The organism is Sulfurospirillum sp. UCH001, assembly GCF_001548035.1.
GTDB lineage: Bacteria > Campylobacterota > Campylobacteria > Campylobacterales > Sulfurospirillaceae > Sulfurospirillum.
The window spans coordinates 733,615-749,364 of sequence record NZ_AP014723.1 but is presented as its reverse complement, the minus strand read 5'-3'; the positions used below and the strand labels follow the sequence as shown (position 1 = coordinate 749,364).

Here is a 15,750-nt window from a genome sequence, read left to right as displayed (position 1 = left end):
GTAAACGTGAAGAAACTATTTTTGATTATTGGCGCCCCAGGCAGTGGTAAAACAACAGATGCGAGTTTAATCGCAGAAAAAAACAGCGATGTAATCGCACACTATTCAACAGGTGAGTTACTTCGTGATGAAGTAGCACGTGGTAGTGAACTAGGTAAAACCATTGATTCGTATGTTAGTGCAGGTAATCTAGTACCACTTGACATCGTTATCAATACCATCGTTAGTGCCATCAAAAATAGCCCTAAAAATGTCATTCTCATTGATGGCTTCCCACGTTCTGACGAACAAATGAAAGCACTTGATGCGATTCTTGTCAAAGAGACAACCGTTCAACTGGTTTCAGTTATTGAAGTTGAAGTCAGCGAACAAGTAGCATGTGACAGAGTTTTAGGACGTGCACGTGGCGCAGACGATAACGTTCAAGTCTTCAAAAACCGTATGAAAGTCTATACAGAGCCATTAGCGGGTATTCAAGCGTTCTACGGTGCTAAAAATCTTCTTCATAAAATCAACGGCGAACGTACTATCGAAGAGATCGTAAATGAGATGGAAAGCTTCGTAAAAAGCAATATCTAAATGCAAAATTTCTACTCTGTCATCATTGGGTCTGAATTGCTCAATGGTCGCAGAGTAGATAAACACTTCGCCTTTCTCAATCAAGAACTTCGTGATCGTGGGCTCTCACATAAAGGCAGTTTTGTTGTCGAAGACTCCCCTATACTTATTCAAAATTGTTTCAATATGATTTTACAAGACCCCAAAAGTGTTATGTTTTGCTTTGGTGGTATTGGTGCAACACCTGATGATTTAACTCGGGCTATTGCAAGCGAAGTATTTACAGGAGAGCCTTTAGCTTTACATTCAACAGCAAAAGAGCTGATTGAAAAACAATTTGGCAATGAAGCGTATCCTTATCGTATTACTATGGCAATGCTACCACCGCATGCAAAGCTATTACATAATGTCGTCAATAATGTTCCAGGTTTTTCACTCTTCAATCGTTTCTTTTTCACGCCAGGCTTTCCATCTATGTCATGGCCAATGATTAAAGAAGCTCTTGATAAACACTTTCCTAGTCAACCACAACTTTATAGCACGTCTTTTATTGTGGAATCAGCTGAAAATGATTTAATAGAGATTATGGAAGCCCTACCTAAAGAGCTCCATTTTTCTTCATTACCTCGTTTTATTGGGGAAAAACGTATCGTAGAAATTTATCTTGCACATCACGAACAATCAATAGTAGAACAATGGTCTCAGTACTTTAAAGACGCTGTACGCTCTAAAGGGAAAATGATTAAGGATTGTTAGTATAATATTGATCAATACCATCACTGATACCATCAACAAGATGTTTTTGGTATTGAGGGTTGAACATATTATCGCACTCTTCAGGGTTACTAATGTAACCTAACTCAATAAGAACGGAAGGCATCGTAGCCCCCACTAAGACCCAAAATGGAGCTTCTCTTACACCACCATCTTCAACACTGTATTTCTTTTTTACACTTTTAAGCATACTAGACTGCACATCAATAGCAACTTTATTAGAGAGAACAATTTTTTCACGATTAAAGACATTGAGGAAGGTCTCTTTTGAATAAAAATCCATCTCTTCCATATCGGATTGGTTCTCTAAAGCAGCTACGTTTTTGGAGCGTTCAGAGCGATCGGGAGAAAGGAAGAACGTCTCAAGCCCTTTCATAGAGAGTTTTTTAGCCTCATTTGGTGCAGCATTAGCATGCAATGACACGAATAAATCAGCATTTTTATCATTCGCTACTTTGGTACGATCTCTAAGATTGATAAACTCATCTTTTTGGCGTGTATAATAGACTTTATAACCACGAGATTTAAGCTCTTTACCTAATTGTAGCGCCATATCAAGCACTAAATGCTTTTCCATACGTTGTTTATAACCAATAGCGCCTGCATCTTTACCACCATGTCCCGCATCAATGACAATTGTCTTATCGCGTTTTTGACCTTTTTTACTTGATCCCTTACTTGCAACAACAGGCGCTGCTTCTATCGGCATAGTGGAAGGTGCGGAAGAAACTATCGTTGGAGATTTTACAGTGGGTTCAGGTGCTGGAGTAGCGGCAGCTACAACAGGAGCTTTTTTAGGTGCTTCAGTTGGAGGCATAATTCTTTTTTCTGTCAAAATCGGTTTTTTATCGAGTGATAAAATAACCTGAGTATCCAAAACACTCACATAGGTTTCAAATGCACTTGGCGCATCTAAAATAATACGAATAGTTGTTGCATTGTATTGGCTGATACGCAAACTTTGTAATTTTTTAGGTGTAGAAATCTTCAGCGGAGCATTCATAATGATGGCAGGAATATCAATAATCTTTTTATAACCATCTGTTGTTTTAAGCACAAAGATTTTTACACTGCTTTCCGCTACTGCAGAGCCAAAATCAAGCACGATTTCTTCTTCACTTGTTTTTACATGGTGAAGTACGTTTTTCCCATTATAATTTTTGGGAAGCGATGAAGCTGTATTGGATGTGGTAGCACTTTGAGGAGAAGTAGCGATCTTACTCTCTTTTGTCATCACAGGAGCAGTAGCTGGTGTTGAAGTCGAAAATGATGAAGCAGAAGGAGTACTACTTGCATGTGCAGTACTGCTACTGGTGGATGTTCCAAAACTCTCTTCGGAGGCTGGTGGAGGAACAAGTGGTTTTGAAGGTGCAGCTTTTTTCGTCTCTCTGCTCATGGTTGCAAGTTCAGATTCATACTTAGAGGCATCGAGTTTAAGAATTTTGGCTGTTTTAATAAGACGCTCTAGTGTCTCTTTTTTTAGATTCTCATCACCACTGATAATAGCTTGTATATAAACCGCTTTCAGTCCATGAAAGACACGTAACATTTCATCGTTATTTGCACCCTTCATTTGGGCATCATATTGTTCAAGCTGTTGCATGTAATTAGGTGCACCAAAAAGTGCTATACATGTCAACAGCAAAACAAAAAAGGCTCTAATGTGTTTCCCCATGTACCAACTTTGCAATGAGTTCTTTAACACTTATAATTTCATTCAGTTTATAACCATTGGCTCCTGTAAAGAAGAGCCCCGTTTCTGTTTTTCCCATGTACGCATCACTCAGACGGTCGGCAATACAATACCCTACTGCTTTAGCCTCTTGTCCTCTATGACATGGACTTACACAGTTACTAATACAGCGAATAGCAGGTCCTTCTCTCTTTTCAACCATTTGAATAAGATTGGTCCTTACACCTCTAGCTGGGTAACCAACAGGAGATTTAAAGAGTTGAATATCCTCTTTTGTCGCCTTTAATAAAACATCTTTAAAGTTTTGATCGGCATCACACTCATGTGTTCCAATAAAACGAGTTCCCATCTGAACACCATCTGCACCCAAGGCAATCATTTTGAGAATATCGTTATGATCCCATACGCCACCAGCAGCGATTAGTGGAAAGTCACCCCAAAGTTTAATCTCTTCTTTGATCGGTGCTATCAAGTTTTCGAGCTGATACTCTTCTTGAGAACACTGCTCATACGTAAAACCTTGATGTCCACCGCTCAGTGGTCCTTCAACGACAATCGCATCAGGCAAGCGATTATAACGTTGTGTCCAACGTTTACAAATAATTTTAAGAGCCTTTGCAGATGAAACAATCGGTACTAATGCAACATCAGGATAGTCCGCTGTAAATTCAGGCATATTTGTTGGAAGTCCAGCTCCCGTAATAATAATATCTACACCTGCTTCACATGAATCTTTGATAACACGTTCGTAATCATTAATAGCATAAAGAATATTCATGGCAAGTGGTTTGTCACCACAAATCTTTCGTGCATTTGCTACGATAGCATTTAGCCCCTCTTTTGAGTAGAAGTTTTCTGTCTCAAAAGGACGTGAATTAATGTTTTTCTTACTAAAATGGTTGCTGTTGTAGTATCCTGTTCCAACAGAACTGATGACACCAAGACCACCTTCTAAACTCACTGTTCCTGCAAGTTTATCCCAGCTAATACCAAGTCCCATACCACCTTGAACAATAGGATATTCAATTGTATATTTGCCAATTTTTAGAGCATTTAATGACATTATTGCACCTTTAATCTAGCAAATTTGCGCTTACCGACTTGGAGAATATACTCTCCACATGCCAGCTGTAGCTGCTCATCATCTACTTTTTCTTGATCGAGCTTTACAGCCCCTTGTTTAATGTCACGTCTTGCTTGTGATGTCGAAGACTCCAGTCCACAATCTACGAGCGCTTTTGCGATCCAGAGAGGAGATTCATTGATGATAAAAGTTTCAATGTCTGTTGGAATCTCGTTTTGAGAATGCACACGATCAAACTCTGCTTTTGCTTCTAATGCTTTAGCTTGACTGTGATAACGCTCAATAATCTCTAACGCAATCATCTCTTTCGCATGTTTTGGATGCACAGAACCTGATTCAACCTCTTCTTTGAGTGTAGCAATTTCTTCCAGTGATTTAGTGCTGAGAAGTTCATAATAACGCCACATCAATTCATCACTGATACTAAGCATCTTACCGAACATATCACTTGGAGAATCTGTTACACCAATATAATTACCTAAAGATTTACTCATTTTATTGACGCCATCAAGTCCTTCAAGAAGTGGCATCATAATAACAGCTTGCTCTTTTCCAATGTTATACGCACGTTGTAAATGACGTCCCATTAAGAGGTTAAACTTCTGGTCCGTACCACCCATTTCAATGTCACTTTTCATCGCGACACTGTCATAACCTTGGAGTAATGGATATAAAAACTCACTAATAGAGATAGGGGTTTGAGACTTATAGCGTTTTTCAAAATCTTCACGCTCAAGCATACGTGCTACGTTAAATGTGGTAGTAAGTTCTACTAGACCAGCAGCGCCTAGCCCTTCAATCCACTCTGAGTTAAACATAACCACAGTTTTTTCTGGATCTAAAATTTTAAAAACTTGATCTTTATAACTTTGAGCGTTTGCTAAAACAACTTCACGTGTTAATTTCTTACGTGTCTCATTTTTACCTGTTGGATCACCAATCATTCCAGTAAAGTCACCAATAAGGAATTGAACTACTGCACCAAATTTTTGAAGTAATGCCATCTTTTGAAGCAATACGGTATGTCCTAGGTGAAGATCTGGAGCCGTCGGGTCAAAACCAGCTTTGACTAAGAAAGTCTCGCCTTTTTCAAAATAATTTTTGAGTAATGTAACAACGCGCTCTTCATCGATGATCTCACTAATACCTCGTTTGATCTCTTTAAGCGCATTTTGAATCCGCATATCCATATCTCTTATTTCCTTCTTCGATTATTTATAAGCATCATTGACCGAAACAAATTCGATCACGCGGTAGCGTCCTTTGAGGTTTTCACGAACAGCACTGACATTTTTATCAGGCAATTCTAAAATCATCTCAAAATAATCTGCATGTCCTTCATCTTCAGCTTTTCCAAGCTCAATGGTCACCAGATTAATCTGCATTTTAGCCAAATAAGCTAAAAACGAGGCTAAAGAACCCTTTTTATTCTCAAGGCTTACAATCAATTTGTAACGATCTGGGGCTTCTCTGGTCCATTTTACAAACACCATTGGTTCATTTTCTTCCATTAGTATTGCAGCACGCTCACAGAGTTTATGGTGCACGAACACATCATTGCCTTTTTGAAATCCGACAATATCATCCCCTCGTTTAGGATGACAGCAGTAATCAAAATAGACATTGGAAATATGATGATTTGAGTAAATAACAATATTTTCAAATTTCTGTTTTCGTACAAGATAACGATCTTTTTTCAACAATGGGAAAAGAAGCGTATCTTGCATCGCGTACAGTTTTAATGTATTGGTCACGTCTTGTAAATAAATTGAGTCTGTCGCTATTCTAAAGATCTTTTTCATCGCGTGTTCTTGTTCGACCCACGCTTCGACTTTATTTTCAGCTACACCAAACGTATGCGCAAGAATTTTGATGGAAACTTTATGATTGATCTCTTTAATTTTCTGACGACAATTTGCTTGGATAGTACTTTTTGCCTTACCTGTTTTAACACTATTGACCCAACTACAGCGGTATTTTGGCTCTTTAGACGTAACGATGCGTACAATGTCACCATTTTTTAGCTCGCTAAGCAATGGCACTTTTTGTTTGTTGACATAGGCTTCATCGGCATAGGTTCCAACTTCTGTATGAACTTCATACGCGAAGTCAAGTACTGTCGCACCACGAGGCAATGTAAAAATATCACCCTTTGGAGAGAAAACTGCTATATCTTCACTGTAGAGATTATCTTTAGCGATGGCATAAAAATCTTCAATGTTCTCAATCTCTTCGTTTTGATTATTCAGTTCATTGAGCCAATCAAGTTTAGGGTTAAGTCCACCAGATTTATACTTCCAGTGCGCTGCAACGCCATACTCAGCAGTTTTATTCATATCGTACGTTCTAATTTGAGACTCAACAATCGATTTATCATCAAAAACCGTGGTATGAATGGTTTGATAACCATTTTCTTTAGGAATGGCAATATAATCTTTAAACCGTGAAATAAGCGGTTTAAAATGTTGATGCACAATACCAAGCGCTCGGTAACAATCAATTGGTGTACGTACAATAATACGAATGGCTAAAAGATCTAGGACTTCTTCGATACTCACGCCTTTGCGTTGCATTTTCATGTAAATAGAATAATAGTGTTTGATACGTTTTTGTATTGTAAAATCACTCTCGATAAAGCCCTCTTTGAGCATGTGATTTTTAATCTTTGAGATAAAGTGATTAAGACGCAATTGAAGTTGCTGCCCATGCTCTTTGATGTAGCCATCAATTTTGTTATATTCATTAGGCATAACATAGTAAAAACTTAGATCTTCTAAAAGATTTTTAATTGAAGAAATACCCAAACGATGGGCAATAGGAGCATAAACAACTAAAGTCTCTTCCGCAATACGACGCTGTTTGACAGGATCAAGTGCTGCAAGAGTAAGCATGTTATGTAAACGGTCACATAACTTTACGACCAAAACACGCACATCACGAATAGAAGCTATCAGCATTTTTCTAAATGTGAGAGCCGAAGCAACTAATTTATCATTTGAGGAAGATGGTATAAGTTCAATGTCGCGGATTTCAACAATTTTGGTCAACCCATCAACCAAATGCCCTACTTCTTCACCAAACATTGCTTTGACTTCTTCAGTTGAACAAGACGTATCTTCAACAACATCGTGCAATAAGCCAGCAACAATCATCGATTCATCACCACCTAAGTACGCTACAAAAACGCACACTAAGATAGGATGGATGACATACTCTTCGCCACTTTTACGATATTGCCCTTGATGTTTGGCTATCGTAAAAGCAACGGCTTTTTCAATATTGGGGGTTGGTTTGATATATTTGTATAAGAGTTCAACTGCTTTATCAGAGCGCTTACACTCTTTTACAATTTCGACTAACTCTTCCAAGTCAAACTGCTATAAATCAGTGATAGATTCTAATCTAATTTTGCCTTCAGAAATTTCAAGAAGTGCAATGTCAGTGAATTTTTGTTTGTTTTTATCTGCTTTAACCAATGGTTCTGCACCATTTGCCAACTGATCTGCTCTCTTTGAAACAAGCATAACCAATTTATAACGATCTTGTCCAACGCGCGCTAATGCTTTAGCTGTAATTTCTTCTGTTCTTTGCATTCTTTTTCCTTATTTATTTCTAACGATTGAGCAACTGTTTAAGTCGCCTTCAATAATTTTGAGTAAATTCCCTTTTGCAAACATATTGCAGACAACGATTGGAAGATTGTTATCTTTTGCAAGCGCAATAGATGTGTCATCCATTACTTTGATATTATCATCCATCGCTCTATCATATGTAAGCTCACTTAGTTTTTGAGCATCGAGGAATTTTTTTGGATCTTTATCATAAACGCCATCGACCTTGGTTGCTTTAATAATCATATCAGCACCAATCTCAATAGCACGGAGTGTTGCAGCAGTATCTGTTGTAAAGAAAGGATTTCCTGTACCTGCAGCAAAAATAACGATACGTCCTTTTTCAAAATGGCGCTGTGCACGTCTAACAATAAACGTTTCACAAATAGCTTCCATTTTAATAGCACTTTGAACGCGTACTTCCATTCCAACGTGCTCTAATGCTTCTTGCATCGCAATACTATTAATCACGGTGGATAGCATTCCCATATAGTCTCCGCTGGTGCGTTTGATAATACCATCTTTTGCAGCACTAACACCACGAATGATATTACCACCACCGATAACGATACCTACTTCAATGTCATGAATCACCAATGATTTAATTTCATCAGCAATAAACTTTAAAATAGATGTGTCGATACCAAATCCATTATCACCAGCAAGCGCTTCACCAGAGAACTTAACTAATACCCTTTTTCTCTTCTCCATATTGTATAAACCTTTCTGCATCTAGGCATAGAAAACTTCTCTATTTTACACTAAAAGACCTAAAAAGTTACTTTGCAATCAGCTCTAGTGGGTCAATATGAAAATTCTTCTGAGTCACTTCAAAGGTAAGATCATTATCAACACGACCTATGACATACCCTTTTTTTATTTTTTGTCCTACTTGGATGGTTGGAGCAATTTTAGAGAGATGCGCGTAAATGGTATGGATTTCATCCCCATTTTCGATAATAACTACTTTTTCCATAGAAGCAGTGTCTTTAGCAAAAATGACTTTACCATTAAGAACACTTTTGACGGTTGCATCTGGCGTGGAGGAAGCTAAAACAACCGATTCGTTAAAGATTTTAATTTTATAGATAGGATCAACATAATCACCAAATTTGCGTTTTACACTGTAACTATCTAGAGGTGCGATAGTGCGTTCGCCTACATATTTTTTGACGTTACTATTTTGGTAAGAAGAGCCAATTTGACGAATGCTGTTGTCTCCTCCACCAACTGTTGTCGGTCCTTTATCTCGTTTTGCAGCAGCATTTTTCTCTGCTAAGAGTTTACTATCTTCTTGTACTTTAATAATCTTAAGTTGCTCAAGCGTTGTACGAATTTCATCACGCTCTTTTTGAATATCATCAAGCTGCTTTTTATAACTCTCTTTTTTAGAATTAAGTGCGACAATAGAGCTTTCACGTTTTTTTTCTAAAGCAAGCAACTCATCTTTTTTATTTTTAGCACTTTGAATTTCACCATGGATGGTTTTAATCTCTTGGCTTTGGGAATAGATCTGATCATTTACCTGCTTATAGTCGCTCGCGAGTTTTCCAAACTCTTTACGCATAATCGTGTCCATTTTTTGGAGCACTTCATCGACTAATATGCCATCTTCATTGTCTAAATAATCGCTATCTGATACCAAATAAAAAGAGAAATCTTCTGCAATAATTTTAATAATTTTTTGCTCTAAATCTTTCTTTTGAGAAGAGAGTTGTTGCGTATCTTTAGTGAGTTTATCCAAATACTCATTTTTACGTTGAATGGCTTCTTGAGATTCATCTATCGTTTTACTTAACGTCTCAATCTTGTCTTTAATTTTCTCAATCTCTTTTTCGCCCTCTACGATATCATTGGCAATATCTTGTAGTTTTCCATGAATCTGCTTTTCAGTTTGAAGCTTTTCTTGTAGTGTTTTTGCTTTTTCGTCAATCTTTTGTGCAGTATTAGGAGCTGCGACAAGAAACAGTGGCAGAGAACATGCCACACTTAAAAGCCATTTTTTCATACACGTCCAATCTTACGAGCAACGATAGTTACAGCAAGCAATGAAAAGAGAAGCGATGCACCAACCAAAACACCACCCTCAAAGACAATATTAAACTCAGGTATGACAATATCCAGTTCTGCTGCAAAATCTTTTACAACACCCAATTTTGGGGCAATGGTATAGAGTGCACATACAAGGAATGAACTAAAGAGGGAATCAACAATCGTCATACGATATAACATGGCACTTTTCATAAAAAATGAGGCACCAAAAAGCGTCATAATCGACATACGTCGATTGTGCTCATACGTCCAAATGCGAATCTGTTTAAATATCAGTAAAATTGCCACAAAAGCAACGAAGAAAGCAAAAATATAAACCATTGCTTGAAGAAGTTGTAGCATTTTGAACATCTTCTCATGCGTTTTAGCAAATGTTTCAATACGCGTAATCGTATTGATACTTAAAAGTTTTTGCTTAATCGCTTCTATCCTTTTTTTATTGGGAATAGATTCAAGTTTTAAAGAGTAAAACTTTGGAAGTGCTACTTGTAAAAGTGCTAAATTTTTAGAAGACATATCATTTTTCAGTCGATCTAAAATCTTCTTACTGCTAATTTCAGACAAACTCTCGATTTCAGGGATTTGCTTTTTTAGTTCTTCTTCTTTTAATTCTGCGGAAGAGACAACCACAATGGCATAATCATTGACTATTTTACTTGCATAATCATTGACCACACTCTTAATAACATTGGTAAATTGAAACGAAAAGAGCAAAACAAAAACAGAAATCATAATGGAAAAATGGCTATTAATTGACCTCATGCAAGACGCCACCTTCTAAAAAATAGTGTTTATAATCAATTCCCAATGTTGCAGGAATATTATGCGTTACAACCAATACAGTCGTTCCTAAGTGCTCTTTTGCACCTTTGAGCAAATTCCAAATCACTTCACTTGAATAACTATCCAGATTACCTGTAGGCTCATCGGCTAAAATGAGTACAGGATTATGCGCTAATGCCCTTGCCATAGCAACACGTTGTTGTTCACCACCACTCAACTCGTAAGGGTATTTGTTAATTTTATGTAATAATTTAACATGCTTTAAAAGCTTATGTGCTTGTTTAATACACACGCTTTTTGAAAATCCACCAATGATAAGAGGAAGCATAACGTTTTGCTCTACTGTCCATTCATCAATGAGTTTATAATCTTGAAAAACAACACCTAAATAACGGCGTAAAAGATTGAGTTTAGAACTGCTAATGTTTTTAAAATCAACGCCACACACATTAAGTTCACCGCGATTTGGGAAAAGCTCACCATAGAGTGATTTAATGATGGTTGATTTACCGCTACCACTTTTGCCAGTAATAAAAACAAATTCTTGTGCTTTAATTTGCATACTTGCGTCAGTAATGATAGGTTCGTCCCTGCCATAGCTGATATTCAAGCCATTGGCTTTAATCACATATTCCATGGAACCACTCTTTTATTAAGGTATGTGCAGCCAAATTACTTTTAGTTGCTAAAATACGATCAGGAAGGTACGAAAGCTTTCCTTCTTGTATCAAGATATAACACTTCTCATTGCGCTCATTTGCTCCAAAAGAGAGACGAATGAGTCCGCTTTTGTCATCAATTTCAAACAACTCTTCGAAGTGAACAAAAAATCCATCTCCGCGCAGAAGATCGTCTTTAAAACCATCTAGTACTTTTGAGAAATCAACGCATTCATCAAAGCGTAATGTACCTAGTTTTGGAATAGGAAGCGATGCACTTTCATTGGTAAGCGTCACATCATAAATATCTTTTTCCATTTTACGCCAGCGGTCTTCATACTTACTCGTGATTTCTAACTCAGCATTTTTCTTAACCTGTACGTTTGCTTTTGAGAGTTGCATCATCTGTGAAAATGTAAATTCAAAATAGAGTTGACTATCTGTTCTAAGTTCCAATGTTCCATTGACATGTAAAACTCTCAGAGCTTCTTCAATGAAAGCAGCTGAAAATACACGACGATGTGGCTTTTTATCCCAAGGAACAGGGAAATGTACAAAAATACGTCCTACCACATTAGAAGGCAAAAATTCCATAAACAGACGCGCATCATAATCAATCACTAAGATATTCTCAATGCCTTGAAGTTCGCACTGCTTTAAGACCTGTTCAATGGAAGGCTTATGAATTTCCAAGCCAATAAATTGAATATGCGGATTTTTCTTTGCCTGATGTAGTAAATGACGACCACTTCCAAAACCAATCTCAACCCAGATTTCACGCTCAACCATGAAATGATTCGCAAAAAATTCAATCTCTTTAAGATATGGTGAATGCTTAACTTCTAGGAATTTTTTAGGTTCGATATTTGAAAATTGCTCTTTTGCTTCACTTGCATCTCTAAAATCAATCAAAATTTTTTGTAAAAAAGATGCTTGTGTTGGGCGAGTTACTTTATCTCCTTTTACAAGAAGTTCCCCGCCCTCTTTCTGATGAATACGAATAAGAATATTCTCCCCTTGCGTAGAGGCCATCACAAGTTTATTACCTCGCTTAGAGCGAGCTTCATAACTAAATGTTGTCTCTTTATACGTACAAGGGTAGCTTAATGGTTTCAGTGTTTGCGTATGAAAATTTGGCATTAGCTACAATTATTCCTTCGGAGTCTTAATAATAACACTATCAGAAGGGCTAGAAGCAATACCGTATTTATCAATCGCAATAATTTTATATTTATACTCAACGCCAGGAACTGTGTCTTGATCAACAAAATTACTCTCAAAAATACCTGTAAAACTCTGTTTTTGTGTTTTTCCTGAAAGTTCAAATTCTTTAGTTACACTATATTTAATCGCATTTTCATCGCCACCCCATGTGATAAAGATAGCGCCACCATCATATCTAGCAGAGCTAACAACAGGAGCATTAAGAGCTGCAAGTGTCATACCCGTAACGGTACCCTCTTGTTTGGATTCAAGGCCATCAACATCAACAGCTACAACACGGTAATAATAGGTTTTACCATTTTCACTAATCAAATCTTCAAACTCTGTGTTGGCTGTTTTGCCGTAAAAGCTATAAAATAGACTTGATGTCGGAGAACGATAAATTTTATAATATGCAAAATCACTTGTTGTAGAAGGATTCCATGTTAAAAGAATTTTTTTAGGCAAATCTGAAGTTGCTTTTACTCCTGTAATAGCACGAGGGAGCGGCTTCGAATGTGCTTCGACGGTATCGCTTGGTTTAGAAAGAACGCCATCATTGGTTTTCACTTTTACACGATAGCGATAGGTATAGTTGTCTTTAATATCACGATCAATATACTCAGCATTGAGTCTACCTTTAACTTTACCAACTTCTTCCCATGAAGTCGATTTGTACTCATTGCGCTCAATAATATAATATTCGACATTCTCAAACGAATGCGGTCTCCAAATCACCTTAATACGAGCAGGCAATCCTGAAACGGCCGTAATAAAGGAAACAGGCTCTACTGAGCCAAGTGTCGCCGTCTTCGCAACAGGTGCTGTTGTCGTCACACTTGCAAGCATGCTTAAACCTGATTCATGTTTATCCGCTGAGTAGGTACTCATTTGATAAGAATATGTTGCATTCGGTTTCAAGTCGGTGTCAACATAATGTGAGATGTATCTGTCTTTTATCGTAGCAATTTTTTTCATACTATTGCCATCTTGACGGTACAAATAGTAACCTTCAATTTCTGCACTGTAAATAGGTGTCCATTCAAAACCAACTTCAGTTGATCCAGCAAGTGTGCGAAGGCCTTCTATACGGGGTAAAGAAGCGTCTACTACCGGCTCTTTTGGTGTTTCAGGTGTTTTTGTACACCCACCTATCATGAGACCCAAAACCATTAACGATGCTATCCAAAGTAATTTTTTCATTGACCTCTTCCTTAGTGAAATGGTGTGTTAAGTAGGTATTAAAATCATCCCATAATGGGGCATTTATTTGCAATAATTGCCCTGTCCTTGGATGTTTTAAATACAAAATATATGCATGTAACATAACTCTTGGTATTGTACCATTTTGGCTCTTAAAGCCGTATAAACTATCACCTAAAATATGGCGTGAAAGTGCCTGAAGATGCACTCTAATTTGATGCGTCCGTCCTGTAAAAAGCTTTGCAGCAATGAGCTCTTTTTTAGTATCTTTTGAGAGTACCAATTTGGCAAAAGCACTTTTTGCCATTCTGCCATCTTTGACAACATCCATCTTTAAACGGTTCTTGAGACTACGTCCAATAGGTAGTTCAACCACGACATTTTCTTTTAGAGGAAGGTCAATTATCGCAAGATAATATCTTCCCATACTTTTATCTTCTAGCTGCGTAGAGAGACTTACGTGTGCTTCATTATTTTTTGCAATCACCAATGCCCCACTGGTCTCTTTATCGATGCGATGCACAATACCATGACGCTCTTCCCCACTAATTGTAGAGAGATTAATACCTTTAAATTTAAGCCAGTCAACCAACGTTGCTTCTTTGACGCTTGGTGCTGCATGAACGGTTAAAAAAGGTGGCTTATTAATGACTAAAAGATCATCATCTTCATATAAAATAGGCACATCAAAGTTGATTTCATATTGGCTTGGACTCTCGTTGGCTTCAACAAATTCATAACGCACCACATTGCCTTCAACAAGCTTAATACTGCATTTATGCGTCAACTTGTCATCGATATATACACCGACATTTTTTATGAGTTTTTCGACTTGATTTCGCGGTAAATTCAGTGTTTCACTCATTACAACATCAAGTCTTTTTGACTCTTTACAGATAAACTCCATCCAGCCCACTTTCCTCTAATTTTTGCTATACTTTGCGAAAACTTTCCAAAGGTATAGAGTGTTTCAAATTGATAGGCGCATATTAACACATTTTGATTTTTTAATTCCTATACTCGTACTTCCTATCATTGTTCTCTCTTATTATCTTATCTCGGAAGCCAATGCAATGCTTGCAAATAAGCAGATTGTTTATTACACCGTTGGCTTTGCCACATTTCTTGTTTTTTTTATTATTCCTATTAAAAAAATCGAATGGGTTATCCCATTTTTTTACTGGATTACGATCATCTTACTGTTAAGTGTTGATTTTTTTGGTATCGCAAAACTGGGTGCGAGAAGATGGTTAGAAATTCCTTTTGTTCACTTTACCATTCAACCCTCCGAAATTTTCAAACCAGCTTTTATTTTGATGTTGGCTTATTTGATTAAACATAACCCGCCTGATGAAAACGGGTATGGATGGAAATCGTTTTTCAAACTCAGCTTTTATATTCTACTCCCGTTTGTATTGATTGCAAAAGAGCCCGATCTTGGGACGGCGATGATCTTACTCCTTTTAGGTTACGGTACTCTTTTTGTCATTGGTGTCAATAAAAAAATATGGATAACCCTTGCAATCGTTGTAGGTATCAGCAGTCCTATTATGTACAATGGCTTGCACGATTATCAAAAAAAGCGTATTGCAGATTTTATGTCTGAAAAACCAAGCTACCATGTCCAACAATCTATTATTGCTATTGGTTCAGGTGGACTTACAGGTAAAGAACGTAATGAAGCAACACAAACCCATTACAAATTTTTACCCATTGCCACCAGTGATTTTATCTTTGCATATACCGTTGAGCGTCTTGGTTTTTGGGGCGCTCTAGGGCTCATCCTCTGCTATGCTTTTTTGGTCATGCACTTACTGAGTCTCAATTTTCTGCTTAAGGAAGATTATTTTGCCAGAGTCATTACGAGCGGTATCTCTTTGCTGATTTTCTTTTACATGAGTATTAACATTGCTATGACCATAGGGCTTGCCCCTGTTGTAGGTGTTCCACTTCCTTTTTATAGTTATGGGGGCAGTAGTTTTATCACCTTTTTCGCTCTTTTTGGTATTTTGGAAAACCTTTTAGCATTTCGATTTGATCCGACGTATCGCTCGATTAAATATTCGCTCTAACGCCCTATTTAACGTTCTTTTTTCATCTATTTTTTATGTTCTTTTAACAATTAAAAAG

15 protein-coding genes are annotated in these 15,750 nt (G+C 37.3%); 3 read left to right on the top strand and 12 right to left on the bottom strand.

The window, feature by feature from the left end; all coding sequences use genetic code 11:
- Positions 1–6 precede the first annotated feature (6 nt).
- Positions 7–579 carry an adenylate kinase gene (locus tag UCH001_RS03745; RefSeq protein WP_067174454.1) on the top strand — a complete coding sequence of 191 codons (573 nt, stop codon included), beginning with the start codon at positions 7–9 and terminating at the stop codon, positions 577–579.
- Positions 580–1,314, top strand: a complete 735-nt coding sequence (locus tag UCH001_RS03740; protein ID WP_067174451.1) for a molybdopterin-binding protein — start codon at positions 580–582, stop codon at positions 1,312–1,314. It abuts the gene before it with no gap.
- Here UCH001_RS03740 and UCH001_RS03735 read toward each other — a convergent pair.
- From UCH001_RS03735 to UCH001_RS03680, 12 genes are all read right to left on the bottom strand, one after another.
- Positions 1,301–3,022: an N-acetylmuramoyl-L-alanine amidase gene (locus tag UCH001_RS03735; RefSeq protein ID WP_231963962.1), complete on the bottom strand. Its 1,722-nt coding sequence runs from the start codon at positions 3,020–3,022 to the stop codon at positions 1,301–1,303. The genes UCH001_RS03740 and UCH001_RS03735 overlap by 14 nt on opposite strands.
- Complete coding sequence (locus UCH001_RS03730; protein ID WP_067174447.1) at positions 2,991–4,088, bottom strand: nitronate monooxygenase; 1,098 nt, start codon at positions 4,086–4,088, stop codon at positions 2,991–2,993. Before UCH001_RS03730 ends, UCH001_RS03735 begins: the two co-directional genes overlap by 32 nt.
- Positions 4,088–5,293 (bottom strand): tyrosine--tRNA ligase, encoded by a 1,206-nt coding sequence (gene tyrS, locus UCH001_RS03725; RefSeq protein ID WP_067178459.1) that lies wholly within the window; start codon positions 5,291–5,293, stop codon positions 4,088–4,090. The genes UCH001_RS03730 and tyrS overlap by 1 nt, the downstream gene beginning before the upstream one ends.
- Before the next feature lie 27 nt (positions 5,294–5,320).
- Positions 5,321–7,477, bottom strand: a complete 2,157-nt coding sequence (locus UCH001_RS03720) for a bifunctional (p)ppGpp synthetase/guanosine-3',5'-bis(diphosphate) 3'-pyrophosphohydrolase (protein ID WP_067174445.1) — start codon at positions 7,475–7,477, stop codon at positions 5,321–5,323.
- 9 nt (positions 7,478–7,486) lie between these two features.
- Positions 7,487–7,702 carry a DNA-directed RNA polymerase subunit omega gene (locus UCH001_RS03715; protein WP_067174443.1) on the bottom strand — a complete coding sequence of 72 codons (216 nt, stop codon included), beginning with the start codon at positions 7,700–7,702 and terminating at the stop codon, positions 7,487–7,489.
- Positions 7,703–7,711: 9 nt separating this feature from the next.
- Entirely contained in the window at positions 7,712–8,431 is a 720-nt protein-coding gene (gene pyrH / locus UCH001_RS03710) for a UMP kinase (protein WP_067174441.1), read from the bottom strand.
- Positions 8,432–8,498: 67 nt separating this feature from the next.
- On the bottom strand, positions 8,499–9,728 hold the full coding sequence (locus UCH001_RS03705; RefSeq protein ID WP_067174439.1) for a murein hydrolase activator EnvC: 1,230 nt from the start codon (positions 9,726–9,728) through the stop codon (positions 8,499–8,501).
- Positions 9,725–10,534 carry an ABC transporter permease gene (locus UCH001_RS03700; RefSeq protein WP_067174438.1) on the bottom strand — a complete coding sequence of 270 codons (810 nt, stop codon included), beginning with the start codon at positions 10,532–10,534 and terminating at the stop codon, positions 9,725–9,727. The genes UCH001_RS03705 and UCH001_RS03700 overlap by 4 nt, the downstream gene beginning before the upstream one ends.
- Positions 10,521–11,192 (bottom strand): cell division ATP-binding protein FtsE, encoded by a 672-nt coding sequence (locus UCH001_RS03695; RefSeq protein WP_067174436.1) that lies wholly within the window; start codon positions 11,190–11,192, stop codon positions 10,521–10,523. The genes UCH001_RS03700 and UCH001_RS03695 overlap by 14 nt, the downstream gene beginning before the upstream one ends.
- Entirely contained in the window at positions 11,176–12,354 is a 1,179-nt protein-coding gene (gene trmB, locus UCH001_RS03690; protein ID WP_067174433.1) for a tRNA (guanosine(46)-N7)-methyltransferase TrmB, read from the bottom strand. The genes UCH001_RS03695 and trmB overlap by 17 nt, the downstream gene beginning before the upstream one ends.
- Positions 12,355–12,363: 9 nt before the next feature.
- Positions 12,364–13,620, bottom strand: coding sequence for a hypothetical protein (locus tag UCH001_RS03685; RefSeq protein WP_231963961.1), 1,257 nt, complete (start codon positions 13,618–13,620; stop codon positions 12,364–12,366).
- Positions 13,547–14,527 (bottom strand): RluA family pseudouridine synthase, encoded by a 981-nt coding sequence (locus UCH001_RS03680; protein WP_067174432.1) that lies wholly within the window; start codon positions 14,525–14,527, stop codon positions 13,547–13,549. Before UCH001_RS03680 ends, UCH001_RS03685 begins: the two co-directional genes overlap by 74 nt.
- A gap of 58 nt (positions 14,528–14,585) precedes the next feature.
- Here UCH001_RS03680 and UCH001_RS03675 point away from each other — a divergent pair, with 58 nt between their 5' ends.
- On the top strand, positions 14,586–15,692 hold the full coding sequence (locus tag UCH001_RS03675; protein WP_067174430.1) for an FtsW/RodA/SpoVE family cell cycle protein: 1,107 nt from the start codon (positions 14,586–14,588) through the stop codon (positions 15,690–15,692).
- Positions 15,693–15,750: the final 58 nt, after the last annotated feature.